Origin of the sequence: Phyllobacterium myrsinacearum (genome assembly GCF_002980555.1) — a bacterium.
GTDB lineage: Bacteria > Pseudomonadota > Alphaproteobacteria > Rhizobiales > Rhizobiaceae > Phyllobacterium > Phyllobacterium myrsinacearum.
Window position 1 is genome coordinate 430,264 of sequence record NZ_PVBT01000003.1, and the last position, 17,712, is coordinate 447,975.

The following is a 17,712-nucleotide window of genomic DNA, read 5'->3' on the forward strand; positions in this document are numbered from 1 at the left end:
GGGAATACTCGTAAAGGAGTTCGGAAAAGCGGGATGAGCGCGCAGACTCAGCTTTTGCCGGTAACAGAACTGATCAACCAGATAAACATGGCGAGCAGCACAAGCAATCCCAGAAACCTTCCGATGCGCGTTCCCCAGATTTCGATCGGATCGCCGGCATCGGCATCCCGTGCAGTGAAATGCCCTTTGGTTCTGGCTACGGCCCGGTCAATCACGGTTCCGCTGCCCGCATTCGACTCATGGTTGACGCGTTCCAGAATCCGCGCCGATTCTGTTACAGTCTGACGTTCTTTGTCATTGGCAGCCATGGCGATTCCGCTTGATCCCTGTTGCAAGGCAGCATAGCGCTTTGCCAGTTCCTTTTGCAGCAAAAAATGGCTACGCTCAGCCTGCTTCGTTCCAAAACGGCCAACCGGTCAGGAAAATGAGTGTTGAGGAGAGGGTTTTATGCAGAAAATGGCGTCGTCGTCCGGCTTTTTGCCACGCAATGTTTTTTCGGTTCTTGCGCTTGCCATTCTCTTACCGCTGCTTTCCGCATGCGGTTTCAATACGATTCCGACCAATGAAGAACAGGCCAAGGCTGCGTGGAGCGAGGTGCTCAACCAGTATCAGCGCCGTGCGGACCTGATCCCGAACCTGGTGGAAACCGTCAAAGGTTATGCGGCTCAGGAAAAGGATGTGCTGACGTCCGTGGTCGAGGCGCGCGCCAAGGCGACATCGGTGCAGGTGACACCGGATACGCTGAAGGATCCCAATGCGTTCAAGGCGTTCCAGGACAATCAGGCCAATCTGACCGGTGCCCTGTCACGGCTTCTGGCCGTCGTTGAAAACTATCCCGATCTCAAATCCAACCAGAACTTCCTGGCATTGCAATCACAGCTGGAAGGCACGGAAAACCGCATAGCGGTTGCCCGCCGTGATTATATCGAGGCGGTGCGCGTCTACAACACGTCGCTGAAAACCATGCCGACAATCATCTGGACATGGATCTGGTACACCGGCAACCAGCCCTATCAAACCTTCACGATCGACGATTCCGCCAAGCAGACGCCCCAAGTCAAATTCTAGGCTTTCAGAATGCGCACCATCCGCCAAAGCGCGGTTACTGCCATGCGACACCCCGCGCTGATGCGGATGTCGTATGGCCTGCTGCTGATTCCGGTCCTGCTCGCGCTGCTGCTGGGCAATGCCCTTGCGGCTGACCTGCCGGTTCTGACGGGTCGTGTGGTCGATGGCGCGAACGTCATCGACGCGGCAACCCGCGATGCCATCACCCAGAAGCTGGCGGCGTTCGAGGCGAAATCGTCCGACCAGGTCGTCGTGGTGACGGTCCCAAGCCTTGATGGCGAGGCGATCGAACCCTATTCCAACCGGCTTTATCGTGCCTGGGCGCTCGGCCAGAAGCAGGAAAACAACGGCGTGCTTCTGGTTGTCGCGCCCAATGACCGCAAGGTACGCATCGAGGTCGGCTACGGGCTGGAAGGCACGCTCACGGATCTGTTGTCCAGGCTGATCATCGAGAATGCCATTATTCCTGGCTTCCGTTCGGGTGACTATTCCGGCGGCATAGCGCGTGGGGTCGACGATATACTGACCGTGCTTTCCGGCGATTCGGCGGAACTCCAGGCGCGGGCAAAGCGGAATATCCAGAAGGAATCCTCCAATATCGACTGGTTCGGGGTGATTTTCATCTCAATCTGGGTGCTGATCTTCTTCGGCGGTTTCGGCATGGCGATCATGGCATCGGTTTTCGGCCAGAAGATCGGGCCCGGCCGCTACAAATGGCTTGGCATGACCATCGACACACGATCCTCCTCGGGCGGCGGTTCCGGCGGCGGGTGGTCGTCTGGCGGTGGCGGATGGTCCTCCGGTGGCGGCGGTGGCGGCGGCTTTTCCGGCGGCGGTGGTTCGTCCGGCGGCGGCGGCGCTTCGGGAAGTTGGTAGGAGAGAGCATGTCAATGATGAGCGACGAGGATCACGCCCGCATTGCCGAGGCGATCCGTGATGCGGAAAGCCGGACCAGCGGCGAAATCTACGCGGTGCTTGCCCGCCGCAGCGACAGCTATTTCTTCGTCGCCGGTTTTGTCGTCACCGTTGCCATCCTCATTGCAGCCGTCGCGGTTGCGCTGGCTGCGCACTGGTACTGGTTCACGATTTCCCTGCCGCTGTTCGGCCTGGCCATTCTCGCAGCGTTTCTCACCGCTATCCTGCTGATCCGGCTGGTTCCGGGCCTGGGCATGCTGTTCGTACCCAAGCGCATCCTCTATCAGCGCGCGCACCTCAATGCGGTTCAGCAATTCCTGGCGCGCAATGTTCACCTGACGGAAAAGCGCACCGGCATTCTGCTCTTCGTGTCCCTGGCCGAACACTATGCGGAGGTTGTGGCAGATGCGGGCATCAATGCCCGGGTGCCGCAGGAGGAATGGAACGGCATCGTCGCAACCCTGACAGATCATGCGGCGCTGGATGATCACGCCTCGGGTTTCCTCAAGGCCATCCAACATGCGGGACAACTGCTCGAAACACACTTTCCAGCGGGTCCCGACAACATCAATGAACTCGATGATCATCTGGTGGAACTGTAGCCCGTCCAAATGTCATGCGAATTTTACGTCCGGCGTGCAGTTTGCAGTCGAAAATGCAATTTCAGTGGCTATGATGAGCCAAAATGCCTGTTCAGGGAGAGAATCTGATGGCTTCAAAAACAAAATCGGGCGCGAAAGCCGCTCCGAAATCAAAAACAGTAAAAGCCACGAAAGAAAAAAAGCAAACACCCGGGTTGTTTGAAGAACTGCTGTTTGCGCGGGCACCGGCAGAAGACCTCGCTGATTATGATGCCGGGGCACTGACAATATCCGCCACGCTTGCCGAGGATGCGCTGAGCCGGTTCAAGCCGGGAAAGCCGCTGATCGACCTTTCCGATGGCAGCACGGTTTCCCGTGATGGCAGGCCGGTCACGGTCGTTACCCTGATCAACGACAACATGCCCTTCCTGCTCGACTCGGTTCTGGGCGAGATCAGCGAGCGGGTCAGCTCGGTTTATCTGGTTCTGCATCCGGTGATGGATGTGGACAGGAAAAGCGGTGCGGTTATCGGGGCTGCAGGCCCCGACAAGCCCGGCAAGGACGAGCTCCGTGTCTCCGTGATGCAGATTCATGTGCCCGCACTGGATGCACCGGTGCGCGAAATCATGTTCGAGGCGCTCAATCTCGTGCTCAAGCAGGTGCGCGAAGCGGTGAATGACCGCGCCGCCATGGTCGCGCGTCTCGGCGATGCGATCGAGGCCTACAAGTCCGGCAAGACACCGATGAAGAAAGCCGCCGCCGAAGAGGCGGTCGAATTCCTCGAATGGCTGCGCGACAATAATTTCACCTTCCTCGGTGTGCGCGAATACGACTATCAGGGCGACGGCAGCCAGGGTGAACTGGAGCGGTCGGGCAAGCCGGGTCTTGGCATTCTGCGTGATCCCGATGTGCGCGTGCTCAAGCGCGGCAACCAGGGCGTGACGACAACGCCGCAGATCATCGCATTCCTCACGGGTCCCGAGCCGCTGATCGTCACCAAGGCAAACACCAAGTCGCTGGTGCATCGCCGCGGCTACATGGATTATATCGGCGTCAAGACCTATGATGCCGAGGGCAAGGTGAGCGGCGAGCTGCGCTTCGTCGGCCTGTTTACGTCCGGGGCCTATACACGGTCCGTGCTGAAGATCCCCTATCTGCGCTCGAAGACGGAAAGCGTCATCAGCCGTCTCGGATTCAACCGCGAGGATCACTCGGGCAAGCAGTTGATCAAGGTCCTTGAGAGCTATCCGCGCGACGATCTTTTCCAGATCGACGTCAAGACACTGACCCGCAATGCCGAGATCATCCTGGCCTTGGGCGAGCGTCCGCGCGTGCGTGTTCTGCCACGCATCGATCCATTCGGCCGCTTTGCCTCCATCATCGTCTATGTGCCGCGCGAACGTTACGATTCCATCGTGCGCGAAAAGGTCGGTTCCTATCTCGCGGCAACCTATGAGGGACATGTTTCGGCCTATTATCCGGCGTTTCCGGAAGGCAATCTGGCGCGTGTCCATTTCATCATCGGCCATGCGGAGAATGACTTCCCCAAGGTCAAGCGTGAGGCTCTGGAAGAAACCGTCCGTTCGATTGTCCGCACCTGGGAAGATGCGGTCGCCGAAGTGGGCGACCGCAGCGGCCTGGCGGAATTCTCGTCTCTCGCCGCGGTATTCCCCGATTCCTATCGGGAAAACTTCTCACCCGATGAAGCGCTGATCGATGCCAGCCGGATTGCCGGGCTGTCGCGGACCAATCCGCTGTTCGTTGATTTCTACCGTCACCGGACCGACGGCCCGAATGCGGCGTCGCTGAAAATCTATCACTATGGCTCGGCCGTCGCCCTGTCGCAACGCGTGCCGCTTTTGGAAAACATGGGCTTCCGAGTGATCAGCGAGCAGACATTCGCCCTGCCTGCCGCCGATGGAAGCCCGCTTTTCGTGCATGACATGGAATTGGTCAGCACATCGGGATCGCCTATCGATCTGAGGGACAATGGCGACCTGTTTGAAGATGTATTCCGCAACATATGGGGCGGTGCGTCCGACAATGACGGTTACAATGCGCTCGCCTTGACCGGGCAGCTCACAGCGCGCCAGATCATCATCCTGCGCGCCTATGGCCGTTATCTGCAGCAGGCCGGCATTCCCTACTCGCAGGATTACATTGCCATTGCGCTCAACCGTTACCCGGCGATTGCCAAGCAATTGTTCGATCTGTTCGAGCAGCGGCTCAATCCGAAAAAAGGTGCTGCTGCGCAATCGGAACGCAAGCAGGCAACGATTCGCGCCGCCATCGAAGAGGCGTTGCAGGGTGTGCCGAGTCTTGACGACGACCGTATCCTGCGCCGTTTCCTCAATCTGATCGAATCGACATTGCGCACCAATGCCTTTGCGCCGGAGGAAGACGGCAGCGAGCGCGTGACGCTGGCCTTCAAGCTGGACCCGCGTGCGCTGGATGATCTGCCGGAGCCACGGCCCTATCGCGAAATCTTTGTCTATGGTCCTGAAGTCGAGGGTGTGCACCTGCGCTTCGGTCCTGTCGCGCGCGGCGGGCTGCGCTGGTCGGACCGGGCACAGGACTACCGCACGGAAGTGCTGGGCCTGGTCAAGGCGCAGCAGGTCAAGAATGCCGTCATCGTACCGGTTGGTGCCAAGGGCGGGTTCTATCCCAAGCGCCTGCCGACGGGCGGCGACCGCAATGTGATCTTTGAGGCCGGACGCTCCGCCTACATCACCTTCATCGCGACACTGTTGTCGGTGACCGACAATCTGCACGGCGAAACCGTGGTGCCGCCAGACAATATCCTGCGGCTGGACGGTGACGATCCCTATTTCGTCGTGGCCGCCGACAAGGGTACGGCGACATTCTCCGACACCGCCAATGCCATCAGCCAGGCGCATGATTTCTGGCTGGACGATGCTTTTGCATCGGGCGGTTCGGCCGGTTACGACCACAAGAAGATGGGCATCACCGCTCGCGGCGCCTGGGAAGCCGTGAAACGGCATTTCCGCGAAATCGGCACGGATATCCAGAAAGTGCCGTTTATCGCCGTTGGCGTCGGCGACATGTCCGGCGATGTGTTCGGCAATGGCATGTTGCTGTCACCGCAGACGAAACTCGTTGCCGCGTTCGACCACCGCGATATCTTCATTGATCCGGAGCCTGACGTCAAAGCCAGCCTGAAGGAGCGGCAGCGCCTGTTCAATCTGCCGCGTTCGAGCTGGCAGGACTATGACAAGTCGAAGATTTCAGCCGGCGGCGGCGTGTTCTCCCGTTCGCAGAAGTCGATCACGCTGTCGAAGGAAGCCGCCAAGGTGATCGGCCTTGCCAAGACCACGGCAACGCCGTTCGAAATCATGACGGCCATCCTGAAAGCGCCGGTCGACCTCCTGTGGTTCGGCGGCATCGGCACCTATATCCGCTCCAGCTTCGAGACGGATGCCGAGGTCGGGGATCGCGCCAATGATGCCATCCGCATCACCGGGCTTGATGTGCGGGCCAAGGTGATCGGCGAGGGTGCCAATCTCGGCGTGACGCAGAAGGCGCGCATCGAGTTCGGTCTCGCTGGCGGACGCTGCAATTCCGACGCCATCGACAACTCAGCCGGCGTGAACACCTCCGACGTCGAGGTCAACATCAAGATTGCCCTGGCGCAGGCCATGCGTTCGGGAAAACTGCAGCGCGACAAGCGCGATACACTGCTTGAATCGATGACGGACGAAGTGGGGCATCTCGTCCTGCGCAACAATTACCTGCAGACGCTGGCTCTGTCGCTGGCGCAGCGGCGCGGATTGACCGATCTTGCCTATCAGTCGCGGTTCATGAGCGAACTGGAAGCCCGGAAGCTGTTGAATCGCAAGGTGGAAACATTGCCTGATGACAAGGCTCTGGCCGAACGGCAGGCTGACGGCATAGCGCTGAGCCGCGCCGAACTCGGCGTTCTCCTTGCTTATGCCAAGATCGTGCTGTCCGATCAGCTGCTGGCCAGCACCCTGCCGGATGATCCTTATCTGGAGCGCGGACTGCTCGACTATTTCCCGAAGCAGATGAAGGAAGGCTATGGCGAAGAAATCCGCACGCACCGTCTGCGCCGGGAAATCATTGCGACCCAGCTCGCCAATGATGCCATCAACCGCGGCGGCCCGACCTTTGTCAGCCGCCTCGCCGATCTGACGGGGCAGTCGGCACCGGATATCGTCCGGGCCTATGTGATCGTGCGCGATGGTTTCGAGGTCGATGGGCTGTTTGCCGATATCGATGCGCTCGACAATGCGTTGCCCGGCGATGTGCAGAACGGCTTTTACGCCAAGGTGGCGCAGATGCTCAACTGGACAACGGCGTGGGTTCTGCGCAACCGGACCGGTGGCATCGGCCTGGAGGCGGCAATCAAGGAAATCAAGGCGGCCCGCAGCACCCTGCAGCCCAAACTGGAGAAGCTGCTGCCGCTGTCCATGAGCAATCAGCTGCGCGACGATACGGCCTATTACGCCGGACAGGGCGCACCTGCGCCCTTGGCGGCTCAGCTCGCCCGGCTGGAAATTGCGCCGATCATTCCGGATATCGCAGCCGTCGCCCAACAGGCCGGTACCGACATTGCCAGTGCCGCCAAGGCTTATTTCGATATTTCCGAAGCGTTCCGCATCGGCCGTATCGTCGAAGCCGCCCGGGGCGTTTCCGTCGCGGATTACTATGACGGTATCGCGCTGGCGCGCGCATCGGACCTGATTTCGCAGGCGCGGCGCGGTATTGCCGTGGCGGCGCTCAGCGAGCATGGCAAGACGTCCGATCCGGCGAAGGAATGGCTGACGGGGCGCGGTACGCAGGTCGACGAAGTGCGTCAGCGTATGGCGAATATCGTCGAAGGCGGGGACCTCACGGTCTCGCGTCTCGCCGTTGCCGCCGGATTGCTTTCCGACCTGTCCTAGAACAGGCCGAAGGGCGGATCAGGGGAAGGAAACGACATGGCTGCGTCTACACGGGGCATCTGGGGATGGATGCTCTTCGACTGGGCGGCGCAGCCATTCTTCACCGTTGTCACGACCTTTATCTTCGGTCCCTATTTCGTCGCGCGGATGGCGAGTGATCCCGCCATCGGCCAGGCGGCCTGGGGTTATGGCATTGCCATATCCGGTCTCGTCATTGCCGTGCTGTCGCCCGTCCTCGGGTCGATTGCCGATCAGACCGGGGCGCGCAAGCCGTGGATCGGCTTCTTTGCCGTCATCCAGATCATAGCCCTGTCGATGCTGTGGTTCGCGGCGCCAGGCTCCAGCCTGATTGCTCCTCTGATCTTCTTCTCGCTGGCATCGATTTCTGCGGAATTTTCCATCGTTTTCAACGACTCCATGATGCCGCGGCTGGTGCCGGAAAAGGACATCGGGCGCATTTCCAACATGGCGTGGGGGCTCGGCTATCTCGGTGGCATGATTGCCCTGATCTTTGTGGTCGCCTTCATGGCGGGGTCGCCGGACACCGGAAAAACCATGCTGGGATGGCAGCCAATCCTGGGGCTCGATCCCGCGGCGGGCGAGGGTGACCGCGCAACCGGACCGCTGTCAGCGCTGTGGTATCTGGTTTTCGTGCTGCCGATGTTCCTGTTCACACCTGACAGCGCAAGGGGGCTGCCCATCGGCAAGGCCGTGCGCGGGGGGCTTGCGGAGTTGAAATCCACCATTGGCGAAGTGCGCCAGCGTCCGGGCATCTTCCGCTTTCTCATTGCCCGCATGATTTACCAGGATGGTGTCAACGCCCTGATCGCGCTTGGCGGGGCATTTGCCGCGACCATGTTCGGCTGGGCGACGGCGGAGATCGGCATCTACGGCATCATCCTGAACGTCGTTGCGATTTTCGGCTGCCTTGCCGCGAGCTGGCTCGACACGCGGATCGGCTCGAAGGCCGTGGTGGTAATTTCACTGGTGCTTCTGACCATCGCGACCATCGGCATTGTCTCGACGGGGCCTGGCTATACCCTGTTCGGATGGTGGCCGCTGACAGGCGCCGATACGGCCGGGTTGTTCAAGACACCCGCCGAGAAGGCTTTCATTGTGTTCGGGCTGCTCATCGGTGTTGCCTTCGGCCCGGTGCAGGCGTCGTCGCGCTCCTACATGGCCCGCAGCGTGTCGATCGATGAAGCGGGCCGCTATTTCGGCATCTATGCCCTGTCGGGGCGGGCAACCAGTTTTCTCGCGCCATTTATGGTTGCCACTGTGACAGCGCTAAGCGGATCGCCACGCCTCGGCATGGCGATGATCATCGTCTTCCTGCTGGCCGGACTGGCTGTCCTGTTGCGAACACCCTATCCCGCTGCAATTCCGGCAAGGCCTAGTGTCTGAAATGGCGCATGCCGGTGAACACCATGGCGATGCCATGTTCGTCGGCGGCAGCGATAACATCCTCGTCCCGCATGGAACCACCGGGCTGGATCACTGCCGTGGCTCCGGCGGCGACCGCTGACAGCAAACCGTCGGCGAAGGGGAAGAATGCGTCGGAGGCGACGACCGAGCCCTTGGTCAGAGGTGTTGCCAATCCGGCAGCTTCCGCGGCATCTTCCGCCTTGCGGGCGGCAATGCGCGCCGAATCAACGCGGCTCATCTGACCGGCACCGATGCCAACCGCCGCGCCATCCTTCACATAGACAATGGCGTTGGATTTGACATGCTTGGCGATGCGGAAGGCAAGCTTCAGATCGGTCATTTCCTGCTCGGTCGGCGCGCGCTTGGTCACGACCTTCAGATCGAGATCGTCGACCACGCCGCTGTCGCGTGACTGGACGAGAATGCCGCCGGCAACGGTCTTTGCGGTGATGCCGGATGCGCGTGGATCGGGCAGGCCGCCGGTGACAAGCAGGCGGAGATTCTTCTTGGCGGCAACGATTGCCTGGGCTTCCGGCGTCGCGTCCGGCGCAATGATCACTTCGGTGAAGGTCTTGACGATTTCTTCCGCCGCATCGGCATCGAGCGTCTTGTTGAGTGCAACAATGCCGCCGAAGGCCGAAACGGGATCGCAGGCCAGGGCCTTGAGGTAAGCGTCCTTCAGTGTCGCGCCCTCAGCCACGCCGCAGGGGTTGGCATGCTTGATGATGGCAACGGCGGCCGTGCGGGCCGGATCGAACTCGGCAACGAGTTCGAAAGCTGCGTCAGTGTCGTTGATGTTGTTGTAGGAAAGCTGCTTGCCCTGCAGCTGCGTTGCCGTGGCAACGCCCGGACGCTTTTCCCCTGTGAGGTAAAAGCCCGCGGACTGGTGCGGGTTTTCACCGTAGCGCATGACGGAATGCAGGTAGCCGCCGATGGCCCGGCGCGAGGGTGTCTCGGTCATCAGCGCTTCGGCAAACCATCCTGAGATGGCCGCATCATAGGTTGCCGTGCGGGCATAGGCCTTGGCGGCGAGGCTCTGGCGGAAGGAATAGGGCAGCGATCCCTCATGCTTGTCGAGCATGGCAATCACCATCTCGTAGTCGCCCGTATCGGTGACCACGCCGACATAGGCATGGTTCTTTGCCGCAGCGCGGATCATGGCCGGTCCGCCAATGTCGATGTTCTCGACGATAGTGGCGTAGTCGGCACCGGAATGGCGGACTTCTTCGAAGGGGTAGAGATTGATGACCGCCAGATCGATGGCGCCGATGCCGTGCGCCTGCATGGCCTCCGCATGGTCCGGATCGTCGCGCACTGCCAGAAGGCCGCCATGGACCTTGGGGTGCAGGGTCTTGACGCGGCCGTCCATGATCTCGGGAAAATTGGTGACCTCGGAAACGTCAATGACGTGAATGCCTTCCGCCGCGATGGTCTTCGACGTTCCGCCCGTCGACAGGATTTCGATACCGTGCCGGTGCAGCGCATGGGCAAGGGCTGTCAGGCCCGCCTTGTCGGAAACCGAAATGAGCGCGCGCTTGACGGGATGAAGGTTCGGAGCGGGAATGGATTTTGCGGTGACGGCCATGGGAGAATTCGTCCTCAGCGGAAAAGTTTGGGGGATTTGGACAGCCGGTTAGCACAGGCGGCCGAGGAATCCTACTTCCGATCGCATATTCAGACGAATAGAGGCGGTTTTCCCCTAGCCATAGGCACCGAGGGATGTCCGGGTGAACTGCCATTCGACCTCCGGCAGTTGCGCGGCACTCAGCGAAAGCGTGATCTGGCGTGTTTTGACCGGACCGCGGAACCCGGCAAAGAACAGCGAGTCTTCGATGAAGGGCTGAACGGTGGCGGAAAACATCCAGATATCGTCATTGTCCACCTGCAGGATGATCAGGCCGTTGCCATCGACGCTGACATTGACCGCCGGATGGAGATGAAAGCGGATAACCACATTCTCGCGGCCGGTTCCGCGCAGCGGATTGCGGCCAGCGGCGAAGAAACTGTCGATGCCCTCGATGACACTGCCATTGTGCGACAGGACGATCTGGCGTTCATGGTAAATGCCGAATGGCCGGACATAGCCATTGTGGTTGGCGACGAAGCCGACCGCGCCCGGCCGTTCGATCCGCTCGACATTGACCTTTGTCGGTCCGGCGATGATCGGGGTGCCAATCATGGTGGAAAGGCCGGAGGTCGCGCTGAAGCGGCATGACGAGGTGTCATTGATCGTCGCGGTGGAATGCGCGGCCGTAGAGCGTGCCAGCGGGCGGAATTCTTCCGGACCGTAGCGGTCGACACCGGCATTGACGATGTAGCGATTGCGCCCGGACGACATTTCGAAGGACAGGCACCCGGCATGGGCGTCGCGCGATGCGGTGACTGGCGGCGCAAGGCCGGTATCGGCAATGATGGTGGTCGAATCCATCGAGAGCCTCTCATAACCCGAATGCAGCGCATGGGTCAGCGGCAGGCCGCCAATATCGTCATGGCGCAGAACGGCGATGACGCGTTCGGGCATGGTCGCGCCGACGCCGTTGAACAGGGCCAGATTGCCGTCGTGATGGCGGAAGAAACGCAATGCGGGCAGCATGCGCTCGATGGCTTCCATCAGCGCCTTCGGCGGTGCCTCGGTGCCGCTGGCATAGGTCTGGCGCAGCGGAAGAAGGTCGGCCAGAAGTTCGAGCACTGTCAGCGGATTGCGGGAGATATGCCCGCCGTCCGGCAGGATCTGATGAATGAGTTCCAATTCGAGATTGCGGCGGGCCGAGCGCGCCGTATTGGATGAAACGGGCAGCGCCAGCGCGGCAAAGGCAAGCGCAATGCGGGCGCGCAGCTTCTCTTCGCCGTCGTCCATCACGGCGGCCATGGTCCGCAGGTAACGCACCTGGGTGGCGAGCGAACGCATGAATTGCCGGTAGGCCCGCAAATCTGCGCCCGCCAGGATGAGGCTGGAATGCTGGAGCCAGGCGATAATGCGCTGGGCTGTGACCTCGGGAGCCCAGGCAGGGCCGCCGATCGAGCGGCCGTGGGTCGCGATCCAGTCGCTGAGCAGGGCGCGGGCATTGGCGGTGGCCAGCTCGGTGCCGGACGCACGCATATGACGCAGCCAGCCGAAATTGTGCAGCGCGGCCTGCCAGGCGGCATTGGGCGGCTCGACGACGAAGGGCGAGCGCCCGCCTGTCTCCACCACCCGGCCGGCAAGCGCAAAGCGGCCGTGATAAAATTCTTCCGCGAGCTGCGGGTCGGCGGGGCGCAGATCCTGCGGCGCAATCAGCACGCGTTCGGGGGTGAAGCCGGTGAAACGCCAGCGGAACAGCGGCCCCATGCGCAGGCGCCTGCGGAAACGGCGCCACAATTGCGCAGTCGCAAGTCCCCAGAGTTGCGGTGTTTCGCTAAAGGCGACCATCTCGCGGTATTTCCTCGCTTCGCCGCGTTCCGGCGCACTTCAGTCTGCTGTTATGCATGTTCGCGAAACATGTCCCGCATGGCGGAATCCTGTTCCAGCTCCCTGAAATCATTGCTTTGGTTTCACCCATCGACGACAAATCGGGACTATGCAAGTAAAACAGTTAAAATTTTAGTATTTGATTTTAATCTTTCCGGCGAAACCTTGCGGCGAAGAAACCATCCATGCCCGAAAGCGCCGGATCTTCGTTGGCAAGGTCAGCGGGCGTGGAACGCACATAGCCCTCGCGGGTGATCAGTTCGGCAAGTCCTCCCACCTCGTCCCTGCTGACGGGCAAAAGTTCAATGGACGGGTTTTTGGCCAGAAGATCGTTGGCAACCTTTTCGCCTTCCAGCGGATCGAGCGAACAATTGGAAAAGACCACGACACCGCCGGGGCGAACCAGGGTGACAGCATGATCAAGCAGCTTGGCCTGAAGTGTTGCCAGTTTCTGGATATCGGCTGGTGATTTCGTCCAGGGAACGTCTGGATGCCGCCGCACAGTGCCTGTCGAGGAGCAGGGCGCATCGAGCAAAACCGCATCGAACGGCTCGGCTGGCATATAGGCGGCGAGATTGGCTTCCACGGTTTCCGCCGTCAGCTGCAGGCGCTCAAGGTTGGATCGCAGGCGTTTCAACCGGTTGGCCGACAGGTCAAGCGCCGTGACATGCGCACCGGCCTGCGCCAATTGCGCCGTCTTGCCGCCGGGAGCGGCACAAAGGTCGGCAACCCGCTTTCCCTTGATATCACCGAAGAGCTTTGCGGGAAGGCTTGCCGCCGTATCCTGCACCCACCAGTCGCCTTCCGCAAAGCCTGCAAGGCTGGTCAGCGCACCATCGACCTGGGCGATACGCACCGATCCCGTCGGCAGGGCAATGCCGCCGAGGCGCTCTGCCCATTCCTGCGGATCGCCCTTGACGGTGAGGTCAATGGGCGGTTCCTTGCTCTGTATATCCAGAATAGCTTTGGCTTTTTCCTTGCCATAGGCGGCGATCAGGCCATCTTCGAACCATGCAGGCACATTGCTCGCGTCCGAGACAATAGTCTCTCGCTCGCGCGATAGGCGGCGCAGCACGGCATTGACCATCGATGCGAAGCGGCGATTGCGCGGATCGTTGTTGGCGGCGGTCACCGCCAGGTCGACGGCTGCACGATCGGGAATATCGAGATAAAGAATCTGTGCTGCAGCCACATGCAGCAGGTGACGCAGGGCGACGGCGTTTTCAGGCAACGGCCGGTCGATCAGCTGGCCGATGGCCGCTTCGATGGTGCCGCGGTTGCGCAGGGCAGCGCCGAGGATGGCGCGGACCAGCGACCGGTCGCGGTCGTCAAGCGCCATGTATTGCGGATGGCCGTTGCTGTTGTCGGTCAGTCCGTCCAGGGACGTCTGCTTTTCAATGACGGCGCCCAGCAGCCGGGTCGCGCATTGACGCGCCGCCAGCCCCGGCCGGTCTTCGGCCTCGTGGTGATTGGACGCGCTGTTCTTCTTGCCAGACGGCCGCTTTCTCTCCTGTGCCGCGCTCATGCCCATGGGCCTTTGCGCGAGGAACCGTCACGGCCCCAGGGGGACGGCGTTTCGTCCTCAGGCTCCTCCTGGGCAGGAGTGGCCGGCGTTGCCGTTGGCTGCGGTGCGGCGGGGCGCTGGCGGAACTCGTCCACCATGGCCTGCAGTGCTGCGATACGGTTTTCGGTGCTCGGATGGGTGGAAAACAAATTGTCAGCTCCTTGGCCGCTCAATGGATTGATGATGAAGAGCGACGCGGAGGCCGGGTTGCGCTCGGCTTCCTCGTTGACGATCTCTTTGGCACCGCGGGCAATCTTGTTGAGCGCGGAAGCGAGCCATAGCGGATTGCCGCAAATCTCCGCGCCGCGCCGGTCCGCCGAATATTCGCGCGTCCGGCTGATGGCCATCTGCACGATCATGGCCGCGAACGGCGCAACGATCATGGCAACGAGAACGCCGATGAAACCGAGGGGGTTGTTGTTGTTGCGATTGCCGCCGCCAAAGAACATGGCGAAGTTGCCAAGCATGGAGATCGCCCCGGCGAGGGTGGCTGTGACGGTCATGGTCAGGGTATCGCGATGTTCGACATGCGCCAGCTCATGCGCCATGACCGCTGCAACCTCGTTCGGTGACAGGCGGTGCAGCAGTCCGGTGGACGCGGCGACTGCAGCGTTCTGCGGATTGCGTCCGGTGGCGAAGGCATTCGGCTGATCATTTTCAATGAGATAGACGCGTGGCATGGGCAAGCCAGCGCGCCCGGCGAGATCGCGCACGATTCCATAATATTCCGGGGCGCTATTCTGGTCGACTTCGACGGCGTTGTACATCCGCAGGACCATCTTGTCGGAATTCCAGTAACTGAAGAGGTTCATGCCCGTCGCAACGACGAGGGCAATCAGCATGCCGCCGGTGCCGCCAATGAGAAAACCAACGCCCATAAACAAGGCGGTCATGAAGGCGAGCAGCATTCCGGTGCGCATTACATTCATGGTATCATTCCCTGCATTGTGAACATTTCACCTATCAAGATCATTCCTTTTGTTCGACATCTTCCGGTATATGATGGTGTTTCACACAGCAAGCTTCAATGATGGACAGACCGGAATGACAAGCGACCAGACATCGGAGACGCCGCAGGCAGAGGCCGGCGAACAGCCGTCAGGCAAGCCTTTCGATCAATTGCCGCCTGCCGCACAGCGTGCATTGCTGGAAGCCGAAGCGCGCCGCAAGGCCGAGGAAAAGCAGGCTGGCCAGCCGCGGGAGATCGGCGGGCGCGGTGGCAAGGATCCTGCCCGCTTCGGCGACTGGGAAATCAAGGGCCGCACCATCGATTTCTGATCCTGTCCACCTAGTGCCGGATGATTTCGATACCCAGTTTTTCCCGCCGCAGCCAACGGCTCATCAGCAAAATGGCAGCGGCAGCCAGGCCGGACAGCAGGCCGAGCCAGATGCCAGCACCTTCCAGTTTCAGCCAGAAGCCGAAAGCGACGGAGAGTGGCAAGCCGATGCCCCAATAGGCAATGGCCGCATAGATCATCGGTATCGTCGTGTCATGCAGGCCGCGCAGCATGCCGCTGGCAACAGCCTGCCCGCCGTCGAAAATCTGAAAAAGCGCAGCAAAAGCCAGGAATGACACGGCGAGGGACACGACCGGGGCATTGGCCGGATCGCTGACATCGATGAAGGCACGGATGAGCTGGTGCGGTGCCAGCAGCATCAGCAGTGCGGTGAGGACCATGAAGCCCGTGCCTGCGGCAAACGCCACCCAGCCCGCCCGCTTGATGCCATCCTTGTCCTGCGCGCCATAGGCACGGCCGATGCGCACGGTCGCCGCCTGGCCAAAGCCCATGGGTACCATGAAGCTGATCGATGCGATCTGGATGGCGATGGCATGGGCGGCCAGCGAATCAGGCCCGATGATCCCCATCAGGAAAGCGGCTGCGTTGAAAATCGTCACCTCGAAGCTGAGGATTGCCGCAATGGGCAGGCCAAGACGCAACAGCTCGCCATAACGGGCCCAGTCTGCACGCCAGAACCGGCCAAACAGGCGGTAGCGGCGGAACTGCCGGTCGCGCGATACGACAATAACAAGGCCGATGAACATCAGTGCGGAGGACAGCGTCGTGGCAATGCCCGAGCCGACAATGCCGAGTTTGGGGAAACCGAAATGGCCGAAGATCAGGCACCAGTTCGCCAGAGCATTGAACATGACGGCAAGGATGGCGATCACCAGTGCCCAGCCGGGACGCTCGAGTGCGGCCAGGAATGAGCGGACGACGATGTAGCAATAGAATGGCAGGGCTGCCCATTGCAGAGCCCGGACATACGCACCTGCCTCGGCAGCGAGCGCCGGATCCTGCCCCATGGCGGTCAGGATGTGCTGGGTGTTCCACAATACGCACCAGATGGGAATGGAGATCGTCACGGCAATCCACAGGCCCTGACGCACGGTCCGGCGGATTTCCCGTACGGTGTACTTATTGCGGCCAAGCTCGCGCGCCATCATCGGCGATGTCGCCAGCATAAGACCAAGGCCAAAGATCATTGGAACGTAGTAGAGATTGGTCCCCAGTGCACCGGCAGCCAGCGTGTGTGCACTGACCCATCCCATCATCATGACATCGGTCGCCGTCATGGCCGTCTGGGCCAGATTGGTGAGAATCATCGGCCAGCTCAAGGCCAGCATCGCAATGATTTCGTCACGCCATGCACGCTTGGGTGCTGCGTTTGGGGTTGGAAGGGCGGACATAGCGGGTCTTTCCGAGGGAATTGCCTCTTATAGAGGCAGGGCGCACCATTTTCAGGCAGAAATCTTGGTATCACCAATTTCAGAAAGAGCAAAGTGCATCACGGATACAATCTGGCGTTGGTTTTATTTGGAATGTCATCCGGCTAATACTTGGTAGAGTTGACATTCTGTGATTTAAAAAATACATTTTGATGCAGATCAAACAGACGGATACCTATCGAAAATGGGAACGGAAACTTAGAGACGGCAGGGCAAGAGCTGCTATTGCCGCCCGGCTGTTCCGTTTGGCCAATGGTCAGACTGGCGATGTTGCGTCCGTGGGACAGGGCGTCAGCGAGCTGCGTATTCACTACGGACCCGGCTATCGCGTTTACTTCAAGCTGCACAAATCCGAGATTGTCATTCTCTTGTGTGGCGGGAACAAGAGCACGCAACAACAGGACATTCGCAATGCAAAACTGTTGGCTGCAGAATGGAAAGACGAAAATGGCGACAAAGCTTTATGATTATGATCCAGCCGATGCTTTGAAATCGGATGATGCAATCGAAGTGTTCCTGGCCGATGCTTTCGAAACGGGCGACGCAGGTTATATTGCAAAAGCGCTGGGTGTCGTGGCGCGCGCCAAAGGGATGACGAGCATTGCCCGTGCAACTGGCTTGGCGCGCGAACAACTGTACAGGTCTTTGAGTGAGGACGGAAATCCGACGCTTGAAACAACCATTGCCGTCATGAAGGCGATCGGTTTCCAGATCACGGGAAAACGCGCCGCCTGAACGGAAAGGGCCACTCCGAAGAGTGGCCCCGCAATTCCGTCTGGCACAAAGCTGTCGTTTGGCCTTCTTACCCCTGGACTAGCCAGGGTGCTCATTCAACGGAGAGACGATCCCCGATGGAAAGCATCAGACGCCCTGTGGCAGTTTGCGAAATCACGAGACATCGGATCACCTCCTTTTCATTCGTTGAACACAAATTGAGAATGGGGTCTGGCGCGCCAGGTTTCAAGGGAAAATTTTCAATCGCCGTTTTTGGCAGCTCTTGAAAGTGCGTTGCCAGCCGGAAACGAAGCGCATAGGTTCTGCCGAACCTCCGGCCGCAGTGT

At 60.3% G+C, this 17,712-nt stretch carries 14 protein-coding genes; 8 read left to right on the plus strand and 6 right to left on the minus strand.

What is annotated here, in order from left to right:
* Nucleotides 1–47: 47 nt before the first annotated feature.
* Complete coding sequence (locus C5750_RS12820) at nt 48–308, minus strand: hypothetical protein (protein WP_105734622.1); 261 nt, start codon at nt 306–308, stop codon at nt 48–50.
* Between the two features lie 139 nt (nt 309–447).
* Here C5750_RS12820 and C5750_RS12825 point away from each other — a divergent pair, with 139 nt between their 5' ends.
* The 5 genes from C5750_RS12825 (at nt 448) to C5750_RS12845 (ending at nt 8,890) form a co-directional block, all read left to right on the plus strand.
* Nucleotides 448–1,068 carry a LemA family protein gene (locus C5750_RS12825; protein WP_105734275.1) on the plus strand — a complete coding sequence of 207 codons (621 nt, stop codon included), beginning with the start codon at nt 448–450 and terminating at the stop codon, nt 1,066–1,068.
* 42 nt (nt 1,069–1,110) lie between these two features.
* On the plus strand, nt 1,111–1,944 hold the full coding sequence (locus C5750_RS12830; protein WP_162800132.1) for a TPM domain-containing protein: 834 nt from the start codon (nt 1,111–1,113) through the stop codon (nt 1,942–1,944).
* An 8-nt stretch (nt 1,945–1,952) separates the two neighbouring features.
* Nucleotides 1,953–2,585 carry a TPM domain-containing protein gene (locus tag C5750_RS12835; protein WP_105734277.1) on the plus strand — a complete coding sequence of 211 codons (633 nt, stop codon included), beginning with the start codon at nt 1,953–1,955 and terminating at the stop codon, nt 2,583–2,585.
* Between the two features lie 107 nt (nt 2,586–2,692).
* On the plus strand, nt 2,693–7,486 hold the full coding sequence (locus tag C5750_RS12840; RefSeq protein WP_105734278.1) for an NAD-glutamate dehydrogenase: 4,794 nt from the start codon (nt 2,693–2,695) through the stop codon (nt 7,484–7,486).
* 36 nt (nt 7,487–7,522) lie between these two features.
* Entirely contained in the window at nt 7,523–8,890 is a 1,368-nt protein-coding gene (locus C5750_RS12845) for an MFS transporter (RefSeq protein ID WP_105734279.1), read from the plus strand.
* On the opposite strand, the gene purH is transcribed toward C5750_RS12845, so the two are convergent.
* The 4 genes from purH to htpX all read right to left on the minus strand — a co-directional run bounded on the left by purH (nt 8,880) and on the right by htpX (nt 14,852).
* Nucleotides 8,880–10,496 carry a bifunctional phosphoribosylaminoimidazolecarboxamide formyltransferase/IMP cyclohydrolase gene (purH, locus tag C5750_RS12850; RefSeq protein ID WP_105734280.1) on the minus strand — a complete coding sequence of 539 codons (1,617 nt, stop codon included), beginning with the start codon at nt 10,494–10,496 and terminating at the stop codon, nt 8,880–8,882. The two genes, C5750_RS12845 and purH, sit on opposite strands and share 11 nt — an antisense overlap.
* 114 nt (nt 10,497–10,610) lie before the next feature.
* Nucleotides 10,611–12,320, minus strand: coding sequence for a heparinase II/III family protein (locus tag C5750_RS12855; RefSeq protein WP_105734281.1), 1,710 nt, complete (start codon nt 12,318–12,320; stop codon nt 10,611–10,613).
* Nucleotides 12,321–12,504: 184 nt separating this feature from the next.
* Entirely contained in the window at nt 12,505–13,884 is a 1,380-nt protein-coding gene (locus tag C5750_RS12860) for an RsmB/NOP family class I SAM-dependent RNA methyltransferase (RefSeq protein WP_105734623.1), read from the minus strand.
* Nucleotides 13,881–14,852 carry a zinc metalloprotease HtpX gene (htpX, locus tag C5750_RS12865; protein ID WP_105734282.1) on the minus strand — a complete coding sequence of 324 codons (972 nt, stop codon included), beginning with the start codon at nt 14,850–14,852 and terminating at the stop codon, nt 13,881–13,883. Before htpX ends, C5750_RS12860 begins: the two co-directional genes overlap by 4 nt.
* Before the next feature lie 115 nt (nt 14,853–14,967).
* On the opposite strand from htpX, the gene C5750_RS12870 reads away from it, so the two are divergent.
* Nucleotides 14,968–15,201: a DUF1674 domain-containing protein gene (locus C5750_RS12870; RefSeq protein WP_105734624.1), complete on the plus strand. Its 234-nt coding sequence runs from the start codon at nt 14,968–14,970 to the stop codon at nt 15,199–15,201.
* Between the two features lie 10 nt (nt 15,202–15,211).
* On the opposite strand, the gene C5750_RS12875 is transcribed toward C5750_RS12870, so the two are convergent.
* Entirely contained in the window at nt 15,212–16,612 is a 1,401-nt protein-coding gene (locus tag C5750_RS12875) for an MATE family efflux transporter (RefSeq protein WP_105734283.1), read from the minus strand.
* 191 nt (nt 16,613–16,803) lie between these two features.
* Between C5750_RS12875 and C5750_RS12880 the strand changes: the two genes are divergently transcribed.
* Both C5750_RS12880 and C5750_RS12885 read left to right on the plus strand, forming a co-directional pair.
* Nucleotides 16,804–17,118, plus strand: a complete 315-nt coding sequence (locus tag C5750_RS12880; RefSeq protein ID WP_342588464.1) for a type II toxin-antitoxin system RelE/ParE family toxin — start codon at nt 16,804–16,806, stop codon at nt 17,116–17,118.
* A complete protein-coding gene (locus C5750_RS12885; RefSeq protein ID WP_105734285.1) occupies nt 17,099–17,386 on the plus strand; it encodes an addiction module antidote protein in 288 nt (95 codons plus the stop codon). Before C5750_RS12880 ends, C5750_RS12885 begins: the two co-directional genes overlap by 20 nt.
* The last annotated feature ends 326 nt before the right edge of the window (nt 17,387–17,712 follow it).